This is a genomic window from Kitasatospora sp. NPDC057518 (assembly GCF_042802075.1).
GTDB lineage: Bacteria > Actinomycetota > Actinomycetes > Streptomycetales > Streptomycetaceae > Kitasatospora.
The window spans coordinates 1-9,688 of record NZ_JBHVEU010000337.1 but is presented as its reverse complement, the minus strand read 5'-3'; the positions used below and the strand labels follow the sequence as shown (position 1 = coordinate 9,688).

The following is a 9,688-nucleotide window of genomic DNA, read 5'->3' as shown; positions in this document are numbered from 1 at the left end:
ACCCCGGGCCCCGCCGCCGTCACGCAGCCGTCCAGCCGCTCAGCCCGCCGAGCCGCCGAAGCGCTCCGTCCAGGCCGCCAGGTCCTCGTCCGTGATCTTGGCGAACAGCACCGGCGGCACCGTGAACGCCGTCCCGGCCGGCACCAGGTCCAGCGCCCGCGCCTCCTCCGGGCCGATCCAGTCGCGGGTGGCGGCCGGCGAGTCCGCGGGCAGCGCGAAGGCGCCGCGCATGGCCGCCGCCGTGGTCGGGATGAACGGCTCGGAGACCACCGCGTACAGGTGGATCAGGTTCATCGCGGTGCGCAGGGTCAGCGCCGCCGCCTCCGGGTCGGTCTTCACCTGGAGCCAGGGCGCCTTCTCGTCCAGGTACGCGTTGCCCGCGCTCCACAGCGCGCGCAGGGCCTGCGCCGCCTTGCGGAAGTTGAGCGCGTCCAGCTGGGCCTCGTACTCGGCGAGCAGCCCGGCGACCTGCTCGCCGAGGCGCTGTTCGGCCTCGCCCGGGGCGTGGCCGCCTGGGACGTCGTCGCCGAAGCGCTTGCGGCTGAAGGTGAGCACCCGGTTGACGAAGTTGCCGAGGGTGTCGGCGAGGTCCTTGTTGACGACCGAGGCGAACAGGTCCCAGGTGAAGCTGGAGTCGTCCGACTCGGGTGCGTGCGCCATCATGAAGTAGCGCCAGTAGTCGGCGGGCAGCAGGTCCAGCGCGTCGTTGCCGAAGACGCCGCGCCGCTGGCTGGTGGAGAACTTCCCGCCGTAGTACGTCAGCCAGTTGAAGGCCTTGACGTAGTTGACCTTCTTCCAGGGGCGGCGGGAGCCGAGCAGCGTGGCCGGGAACATCACGGTGTGGAACGGGACGTTGTCCTTGCCCATGAACTCGGTGTACCGGACGCTCTCGTCGGCCTCGTACCACCAGGACTTCCAGTCCCGCAGGTGCCCGGCCGGGGCCGCGTCCGCCCATTCCTTGGTGGCGCCGATGTACTCGATCGGGGCGTCGAACCAGACGTAGAACACCTTGCCCTCGGCGGCCAGTTCGGGCCACACGTCGGCCGGCACCGGGACGCCCCACTCCAGGTCGCGGGTGATCGAGCGGTCCTGGAGGCCCTCGGTCAGCCACTTGCGGGCGATCGAGGAGGCCAGCACCGGCCAGTCGTCGGCGTGGGCGTCGATCCAGTCCTCGACCTCCTCGGTGAGCTTGGACTGGAGCAGGAACAGGTGGCGGGTCTCCCGGACCTCCAGGTCGGCGCTGCCGCTGATCGCCGAGCGCGGCTCCAGCAGGTCGGTCGGGTCCAGCACCCGGGTGCAGTTCTCGCACTGGTCGCCGCGGGCCTTGTCGTAGCCGCAGTGCGGGCAGGTGCCGACGATGTAGCGGTCCGGCAGGAAGCGGCCGTCGGCGTTGGAGTACACCTGGCGGATCGCGCGTTCCTCGATGAAGCCGTTGCGCTGGAGCTCGCGGGCGATCTCCTGGGTGATCTCCCGGTTCTGCGGCGAGGAGCTGCGGCCGAAGTGGTCGAAGGAGAGCCCGAAGCCGTCGTACACCGCCCGCTGCGCGTCGTGCGCCCGGGCGCAGAACTCCGCGACCGGCAACCCGGCTTCCTGGGCGGCGAGTTCGGCGGGCGTGCCGTGCTCGTCGGTGGCGCAGATGAACAGCACCTCGTGCCCGCGTCGGCGCAGGTAGCGGGCGTAGACGTCCGCCGGGAGCATGGACCCGACCATGTTGCCCAGGTGCTTGATCCCGTTGATGTACGGAAGGGCGCTGGTGATCAGGTGCCGAGCCATCCCCGGATGCTCCGATTTCTCCCGCACGCGCACCCCACCCGGAGTGCCGTGTCGGGCGCAGGGTCCACTGTGGGCTGCCAGCCTAGGGCAAGGAGCGGGGGCCGGGGCGCAAGGAGCGGGGCCGGTCGGCGGCGCCGCCGCACGCGCCGGGCGGGGTCGGGAATCACGGCCGGGATCACGGCCGGACGTCAGGGTCGGACGTCAGGGTCGGGCGTCAGGGCCGGGTGAAGTCCCCGTACCGGTCGAACTCCCCGGACTTCACCCCGCGGACGAAGGCGGCCCACTTGCGCGGGGTGGTCCGCACGACGACCTCGGGCCGGTCCGACTCGCGGATCTCCACCAGTTCGCCCGCGGCTCTGACCTCGACGCAGTCGGTGCTCTCACCGCTGGCCGAGGCCTTGCGCCAGGTACTCATGCGAAGTCTTTCAGCAAGCACCGGATGAACTCCCGGGACTCGTCCGGTCCGAGCGCGATCGCCGCGGTCTCCTCCTTGATCCGGCGGTAGGAGGCCAGTTCGACCTGGGTGTGCACGAATGTCGGCCCGTGGGAGAGATCGATCTGAACGGTGTCGAGCTCCGGGACGGGCCCGCGGGCGAGGTACAGGCTCTCCCCGGAGCCGGTGTAGGTGGGCACGCTGAACGGGATCACCCGGATCTCCACCCCGGGCCGTTCGGAATTCTCCAGCAGGCCCCGCAGCTGGTCGCGCAGCACGTCCGGGCCGCCGAACTGCATGCGCAGCGCGGATTCGTGGAGGAACGCGCTGTACGGCTTCGGGTGGTCGACGAAGATCTGCTGGCGCCGGATCCGGAACGCCTTCCGGATGTCCGCCTCCTGCCGGTACTGGGGGGGAAGCCGCTCGAACACCGCGGCGGCGTAGTCCGGGGTCTGCAGCAGGCCGGGGATGAAGGTGCTGTTCAGGATGGACAGGGAGGAGGCGTGGTGCTCCATCTCCGCGATGTCGATGATCGCGTTCGGCAGCCGGCCGCGGTAGCCGTCCCACCAGTACTTGCGCCGGTCCTGCGTCATCGCCAACAGGGCGTCCAGGTAAGGGCCGTCCTCGCAGCCGCAGGTGTGCGCCCAGATCCGGAGCCGCTCGGCGCTGATGCCCGACTTCCCGTTCTCCATCTGGGAGATCTTGGGCAGGTCGGTGCCGATGGTGGCGGCCAGGCTCTTGGGCGTGACGCCCACGAGCTCGCGCATCCTGCGCAACTCGATCCCGAGGCGCTGCTGGCGCACGGTCGGCGACAAGCGGGGTGGCATGACTCTCTTCTCCGGGTCGCGGCTCGCGTCGATGCTTCCGGTGAAGTGTGCCGCGCGTACCGGGCCCTAGCTACCAAAATGGGGGATACCCCACGATGGAGTGAACGTCTTCCCGCTCGGTAGCAACTCTGGCACCTTGACCCTATGGTCATCCGTGTCACTCACTGACTTGTTGCCGCCTAAACAGTCGTCAAACAGTCGTCTAACAGCCGACATTCGGCCGTAATGACACATCAGATGCATGGTCGCGGCGCCCGAAATCACCGACCGGAGACAGCCATGCCACTCCCCACGCCCCTCGGCCCTCCCCACCGGCCCCATCCACCCCGGCGCATTTCCGCATCCCGGTGAATGCGCTTCTCGTCGCCGGATTGTCGGCGCTCCTGCTCGCCGTCCTGTTCGTCGGCTGGCTGGTCTGGCTGGTGAACATCCAGGCCTGTGAACCCCGCGCGGCCAAGCGCGAGTTCGCGGCCGGCCATTCCGCCCGAGGCGAGCGGAAATAGCCTGCGCGCACCCTCGCACTCCGCCGGTCCGGCGGCTCAGCCCCGTGAAAGCCGCTCGGTCAGACGGGACTTGGCCGCCGGCCACTCCTCGGCGAGCATCGAGAAGTAGGCGCTGTCCCGCCAGGTGCCGTCGGGGCGCCGGCGGTGGCGGCGGAGGGTGCCCTCGTACTGGGCGCCGAGGCGCTGGATCGCGGTGCGGGAGCGCTCGTTGCGGGCGTCGGTCTTCCAGAAGACGCGGCCCATGCCGAGGTCCTCGAACGCGTGGGAGAGGAGCAGCAGTTTGGCCTCGGTGTTGACCGCCGTGCGCCAGACCGAGCGGGCGTACCAGGTGCCGCCGATCTCGACGGACTCGTCCTGCGCGCTGAGGTCGTGGTAGCCGGTGACGCCGACGGCCCGGCCGCTCGCGAGGTCGACGGCGGCGAAGTTCACCGACTCGCCGGCCGCCGCCTCGGCGACGCGGATGTCGAGGACCGCGCCGAACTCCTGCTCCGAGACGGGCGGCAGGTGCATGGTCCAGCGCCAGACCTCGGGGTCGGAGCCGACGGCCGTCCAGAGGTCGGCGAGGTGGCGGCGCTCCAGCGGCTCCAGGCGGATGTGGCGGCCGGTGAGGACGACGGGTGAGGGCAGCTTCGCGGTCATGATCCGAACGTAGCGCCGCCCTGCACTAGAAGCAAGAGATGTTTGCACTAGTGCAAATCTGCCGCGCGAGGCAAACGCGGGCCCCGCGGGACGGATCCCGCGGGGCCCTCGAAGTGTCAGCCGAGGATCAGGCTCAGATGAACGAGTTGATCTGGATCGTCTCGTCGCGGCCCGGGCCGACGCCGATGGCCGAGATCGGCGCGCCCGACATCTCCTCCAGCGCCTTCACGTACGCCTGGGCGTTCTTCGGCAGCTCGGCGAAGGTCTTCGCCTTGCTGATGTCCTCGGTCCAGCCCGGCAGCGTCTCGTAGATCGGCTTGGCGTGGTGGAAGTCCGACTGGTTGTAGGGGAGCTCCTCGACGCGCTTGCCGTCGATCTCGTACGCGACGCAGACCGGGATCTGCTCCCAGCCGGTCAGCACGTCCAGCTTGGTGAGGAAGAAGTCGGTGAGGCCGTTGACCCGGGTCGCGTAGCGCGCGATGACGGCGTCGAACCAGCCGCAGCGGCGGTCGCGGCCGGTGGTGACACCGCGCTCGCCACCGATCCGGCGCAGCGCCTCGCCGTCCTCGTCGAGCAGCTCGGTCGGGAACGGGCCGGAGCCGACGCGGGTGGTGTAGGCCTTGAGGATGCCGATGACCCGGTCGATCTTGGTCGGGCCGATGCCGGCGCCGGTGCAGGCGCCGCCCGCGGTCGGGTTCGACGAGGTCACGAAGGGGTACGTGCCGTGGTCGACGTCGAGCAGGGTGCCCTGGCCGCCCTCCAGCAGGACGACCTTGTCGGCCTTCAGCGCCTCGTCCAGGACGAGGGTGGTGTCGGCGAGGAAGGGCTTGATCTTCTCCGCGTAGCCCAGGTACTCCTCGACCACCAGGTCGGCCGGGATGGTGCGGCGGTTGTACAGCTTGACCAGGATCTGGTTCTTGTCGTGCAGCGCCGCCTCGATCTTCTGGCGCAGGATCGACTCGTCGAACAGGTCCTGGACCCGGATGCCGACGCGGTTGATCTTGTCCGCGTAGGTCGGGCCGATGCCGCGGCCGGTGGTGCCGATCCGGCGCTTGCCGAGGAAGCGCTCGGTGACCTTGTCCAGGGTGCGGTGGTACGGCGTGATCAGGTGGGCGTTGCCCGAGATCAGCAGCTTGGAGGTGTCGATGCCGCGGTCGTTCAGGCCGGCCAGCTCGGAGAGCAGCACGGCCGGGTCGATCACGACGCCGTTGCCGATCACCGGCGTCACGTTCGGGCTGAGGATGCCGGAAGGGAGCAGGTGCAGGGCGTACTTCTGGTCACCGATGACCACCGTGTGACCGGCGTTGTTGCCGCCCTGGTAGCGGACCACGTAGTCCACGGAGCCACCGAGGAGGTCGGTGGCCTTCCCCTTGCCCTCGTCTCCCCACTGAGCGCCAACGAGCACGAGTGCCGGCACAGGCGTACACCCCTTCCGGTTGGGGCATCCTGCGTAGGCCGCAGTCTGCCCCGAGATAGACGAAGCCCCTGGCGCAATGGCGCAAGGGGCTCTTGCACCGAGAGATTACCTGAGGAAGGACCGGTCGTGTCGTCCCTGTCCACGCCTGCTACCGGCGGCCCGGAGCCGCTCCTGCTGCTCCTCGACCCGGTGGCCCGGCAGACCGACGGCGAGTCGGTGCGGATCGCGAAGGACGTGCTCTGCGGGGGAGCGGACGTCAAGGTGGTCTTTCCGGAGAGCCCTTCCGAGCTCGACCGGGTGCTTTCGCACCGGGGCCGGAGGCGACCGGTGGTGATCGGTTCCGACCTCGCTCTGCAGCGGGTGCTCCAGGCCCTGCACCGCCAGCGTGAGCTGGGCGACGAACCGGTGGGGATGGTTCCGGTCGGCCGCTCGGAGGAGCTGGTCGCGGCCCGCGCGCTCGGCGTGCCGGGGGAGCCGGTCCGGGCCGCGCGGGCGGTGCTCTCGGGCGCGCCGCGCCGGCTGGACCTGCTGGTCGACGACGGCGGCGGGGTGGCGCTGGGCGGGGTGCGGATCACCGGCGGGGCCGCGCGCCGTCCGGTGGGCCGTCCGGGGGGCTGGCGTTCGCTATGGGCGAAACTGGCTGCGGCCGAGCAGGCGAACGCACTCACCCCGGACGGCACCGACCACGGCTCCCGGGTCCGGGTCGAGGCCGACGGCCGACTGCTCGCGGACGTCCACCGGCCGGTCCGGCTGGTCCAGGTCTCGCTCCCGGCCGGCGCCTCGCACGGAACGGGCGAGATGGAGGTGGTGGTCGCCGCCTCCGGCGCCCTGGTGCGGGCCCGGGCGGCGAGCGTCTCGGTGGTCGGGCGCGGCTTCGGCTACGAGGCGGACGGCCACCCGGTCGGCCCGGTCCGGGCCCGGACCTGGACGGTGCACCCGGGGGCCTGGGGCCTGCTGCTGCCCGCGGCCTGACGGGAGAACCACCGGCGGGCTGACGAGGGAGCCACCGGCGGGCAGCCGGGGAACCACGGGCGGACGACCGCCGGACGACCGCCGGGCGACCGGCGGGGGAACCCCGGGTGAGCAGGCTCACGTTCGTCCGCCCCCCGACCCCCGCCGCCGCGCGCACCGAACTCCCCAACAGGCGCGAACCGCAAGGCCAACCGCCACGCGCCGGAATTCCCCCCACCCGAAATGCCGGACCGGTAAGGGGTTTTGTCTACGCGCGTTAACTCGCGATCGCGGGACAAAGCCGCAGTCCCGGGGTCCGGAAGCCCGGGTCAACTGCCCTAGACTCGAAGGCGTGCCACGTGGTGACGGAAGACTCAACCACGATCTTCTTCCCGGTGAGAAAGGCCCCCAGGACGCTTGTGGCGTCTTCGGTGTCTGGGCTCCCGGCGAGGAGGTCGCCAAGCTCACGTTCTTCGGCCTTTACGCCCTGCAGCACCGCGGTCAGGAATCCGCGGGCATCGCAGTGAGCAACGGCTCCCAGATTCTCGTCTTCAAGGACATGGGGCTCGTCTCCCAGGTCTTCGACGAGGCATCGCTGGGGTCCTTGCACGGGCATATCGCCGTCGGACACGCCCGCTACTCGACCACCGGTTCCTCGGTCTGGGAGAACGCCCAGCCGACCTTCCGCGCGACCGTTCACGGTTCGCTGGCCCTCGGGCACAACGGAAACCTGGTGAACACCGCCGAACTGGCGGCCATGGTCGCCGAACTGCCCGGCGAGGAGCACGTCTCGCGCTCCGGCCGGAACGCCGCGACCAACGACACCGACCTGGTGACGGCGCTGCTCGCCGGCCACCCGGACCTCTCCATCGAGGAGACGGCCAAGGTCGTGCTGCCCAAGGTCAAGGGCGCGTTCTCGCTCGTCTTCATGGACGAGCACACCCTCTACGCCGCCCGTGACCCGCAGGGCATCCGCCCGCTGGTGCTCGGCCGGCTGGAGCGCGGCTGGGTGGTCGCCTCCGAGACGGCGGCGCTGGACATCTGCGGCGCCTCCTTCATCCGCGAGGTCGAGCCGGGCGAGCTCATCGCCATCGACGAGAACGGCATGCGCAGCTCGCGGTTCGCCGAGGCCAAGCCCAAGGGCTGCGTCTTCGAGTACGTCTACCTGGCCCGCCCCGACACCTCCATCGCCGGCCGCAACGTGCACCTCTCCCGCGTGGAGATGGGCCGTCGGCTGGCCAAGGAGGCGCCCGTCGAGGCCGACCTGGTGATAGCGACGCCCGAGTCCGGCACCCCCGCCGCGATCGGCTACGCCGAGGCCAGCGGCATCCCGTACGGCTCCGGCCTGGTGAAGAACGCCTACGTGGGCCGCACCTTCATCCAGCCCAGCCAGACCATCCGCCAGCTCGGCATCCGGCTCAAGCTCAACCCGCTGCGCGAGGTCATCGCCGGCAAGCGCCTGGTGGTCGTGGACGACTCGATCGTGCGCGGCAACACCCAGCGCGCGCTGGTGAAGATGCTGCGCGAGGCCGGCGCCGCCGAGGTGCACATCCGGATCTCCTCGCCGCCGGTGAAGTGGCCCTGCTTCTTCGGCATCGACTTCGCCACCCGCGCGGAGCTGATCGCCAACGGCATGACCATCGAGGAGATCGGCCGCACGCTCGGCGCGGACTCGCTCTCCTACATCTCGATCGACGGCATGATCGAGGCCACCAAGCAGCCCAAGGACCGGCTCTGCCGGGCCTGCTTCGACGGCGAGTACCCGATGGAGCTGCCGGACCCGGCGCTGCTCGGCAAGCTCCTGCTGGAGGCCGAGATCAAGGGCGGCCAGCAGCCGCCCGCCGTCCGCGGCAAGCCGACCAGCGGCAGCGACCTGGACGGCGTCCAGTCGCTGCTCGGCGGGGCGGGCGCGGCCGACGCGCTGCGCCGCCCGTAAGAACGCACGGTGGGGTCCCGCGAACCGGGGCCCCACCGCTGTTTCCGAACCACCCCCACCTGACCCGAAAGGGCCGCACGCAGTGACCAGCAACCAGAACGGCGCCACCTACGCCGCCGCCGGTGTCGACATCGAGGCGGGCGACCGCGCCGTCGAGCTCATGAAGCAGTGGGTGAAGAAGGCCAACCGCCCCGAGGTGGTCGGCGGTCTCGGCGGCTTCGCCGGCCTCTTCGACGCGTCCGCCTTCAAGAACTACGAGCGGCCGCTGCTGGCCTCGGCCACCGACGGCGTGGGGACCAAGGTGGCCATCGCGGCCGCCATGGACAAGCACGACACCATCGGCCACGACCTGGTCGGCATGGTCGTCGACGACCTGGTGGTCTGCGGCGCCGAGCCGCTGTTCATGACCGACTACATCTGCGTCGGCAAGGTCGTCCCGGAGCGGGTCGCCTCGATCGTCAAGGGCATCGCCGAGGGCTGCGCGCTGGCCGGCTGCGCCCTGGTCGGCGGCGAGACCGCCGAGCACCCGGGCCTGCTGGGCCCGGACGAGTACGACGTCGCGGGCGCCGGCACCGGTGTGGTGGAGGCCGACGCGCTGCTCGGCGCGGACCGGGTCCGGGCCGGCGACGTGGTGATCGCGATGGCCGCCTCCGGCCTGCACTCCAACGGCTACTCGCTGGTCCGCCACGTGCTGCTGAACGAGGCCGGCTGGAAGCTGGACCGCAAGGTCGAGGAGTTCGGCCGGACGCTCGGCGAGGAGCTGCTGGAGCCGACCCGGATCTACTCGCTGGACTGCCTGGCGCTCACCCGCGCCACCGAGGTGCACGCCTTCTCGCACGTCACCGGCGGCGGCCTGGCGGCCAACCTGGCCCGGGTCGTCCCGGACGGCCTGCACGCCCGCCTGGACCGCGGCACCTGGACCCCGCTGCCGGTCTTCCGGACCGTCGCCGAGGTCGGCAAGGTGGCCACCCTGGAGATCGAGAAGACGCTGAACATGGGCGTCGGCATGGTCGCGGTCGTCCCGCCGCACTCGGTGGACGCCGTGCTGTCGATCCTGGAGGACCGCGGCGTGGAGGCCTGGCTGCTCGGCGACATCGTCGAGCGCGGCGAGGAGCACGAGGGCGGCGCGGCCCTCTACAACGCCTACGAGGGCTTCCGGGCGAACTGACCCGGCGCTGACGACGGAAGGGCCCCTCCGGAGCTCCGGAG

At 70.9% G+C, this 9,688-nt stretch carries 9 protein-coding genes; 4 read left to right on the top strand and 5 right to left on the bottom strand.

The genetic code is table 11. The features are described from left to right. Positions 1-39 precede the first annotated feature (39 nt). The 3 genes from metG to ACFU7Z_RS28475 form a co-directional block, all read right to left on the bottom strand. On the bottom strand, positions 40-1,773 hold the full coding sequence (metG, locus tag ACFU7Z_RS28485; RefSeq protein ID WP_380780536.1) for a methionine--tRNA ligase: 1,734 nt from the start codon (positions 1,771-1,773) through the stop codon (positions 40-42). A gap of 214 nt (positions 1,774-1,987) precedes the next feature. Further along, entirely contained in the window at positions 1,988-2,188 is a 201-nt protein-coding gene (locus ACFU7Z_RS28480) for a DUF397 domain-containing protein (protein ID WP_049656434.1), read from the bottom strand. After that, entirely contained in the window at positions 2,185-3,033 is an 849-nt protein-coding gene (locus ACFU7Z_RS28475; RefSeq protein ID WP_063780290.1) for a helix-turn-helix transcriptional regulator, read from the bottom strand. Before ACFU7Z_RS28475 ends, ACFU7Z_RS28480 begins: the two co-directional genes overlap by 4 nt. A 347-nt stretch (positions 3,034-3,380) precedes the next feature. Here ACFU7Z_RS28475 and ACFU7Z_RS28470 point away from each other — a divergent pair, with 347 nt between their 5' ends. Further along, positions 3,381-3,536 carry a hypothetical protein gene (locus ACFU7Z_RS28470; protein ID WP_159028574.1) on the top strand — a complete coding sequence of 52 codons (156 nt, stop codon included), beginning with the start codon at positions 3,381-3,383 and terminating at the stop codon, positions 3,534-3,536. A 36-nt stretch (positions 3,537-3,572) separates the two neighbouring features. Here ACFU7Z_RS28470 and ACFU7Z_RS28465 read toward each other — a convergent pair whose 3' ends face one another. Then, the gene (locus ACFU7Z_RS28465; protein WP_049656440.1) at positions 3,573-4,175 is read right to left on the bottom strand and encodes a GNAT family N-acetyltransferase; all 603 of its coding nucleotides are present in this window, start codon (positions 4,173-4,175) and stop codon (positions 3,573-3,575) included. Between the two features lie 133 nt (positions 4,176-4,308). Next, positions 4,309-5,592 (bottom strand): adenylosuccinate synthase, encoded by a 1,284-nt coding sequence (locus ACFU7Z_RS28460; protein ID WP_049656442.1) that lies wholly within the window; start codon positions 5,590-5,592, stop codon positions 4,309-4,311. A gap of 126 nt (positions 5,593-5,718) precedes the next feature. Here ACFU7Z_RS28460 and ACFU7Z_RS28455 point away from each other — a divergent pair, with 126 nt between their 5' ends. The 3 genes from ACFU7Z_RS28455 (at position 5,719) to purM (ending at position 9,647) form a co-directional block, all read left to right on the top strand. Next, complete coding sequence (locus ACFU7Z_RS28455; RefSeq protein WP_074002051.1) at positions 5,719-6,564, top strand: hypothetical protein; 846 nt, start codon at positions 5,719-5,721, stop codon at positions 6,562-6,564. 331 nt (positions 6,565-6,895) lie between these two features. After that, a complete protein-coding gene (purF, locus tag ACFU7Z_RS28450; protein WP_049654084.1) occupies positions 6,896-8,479 on the top strand; it encodes an amidophosphoribosyltransferase in 1,584 nt (527 codons plus the stop codon). 82 nt (positions 8,480-8,561) lie between these two features. Continuing rightward, entirely contained in the window at positions 8,562-9,647 is a 1,086-nt protein-coding gene (gene purM, locus ACFU7Z_RS28445) for a phosphoribosylformylglycinamidine cyclo-ligase (protein ID WP_380745153.1), read from the top strand. Positions 9,648-9,688 lie beyond the last annotated feature (41 nt).

Bases quoted from the DNA above. Each gene is read 5' to 3' on its own strand.
- ACFU7Z_RS28475 (WP_063780290.1), bottom strand. From the start codon at position 3,033: ATGCCACCCCGCTTGTCGCCGACCGTGCGCCAGCAGCGCCTCGGGATC.
- ACFU7Z_RS28480 (WP_049656434.1), bottom strand. From the start codon at position 2,188: ATGAGTACCTGGCGCAAGGCCTCGGCCAGCGGTGAGAGCACCGACTGC.
- metG (WP_380780536.1), bottom strand. From the start codon at position 1,773: ATGGCTCGGCACCTGATCACCAGCGCCCTTCCGTACATCAACGGGATC.
- ACFU7Z_RS28465 (WP_049656440.1), bottom strand. From the start codon at position 4,175: ATGACCGCGAAGCTGCCCTCACCCGTCGTCCTCACCGGCCGCCACATC.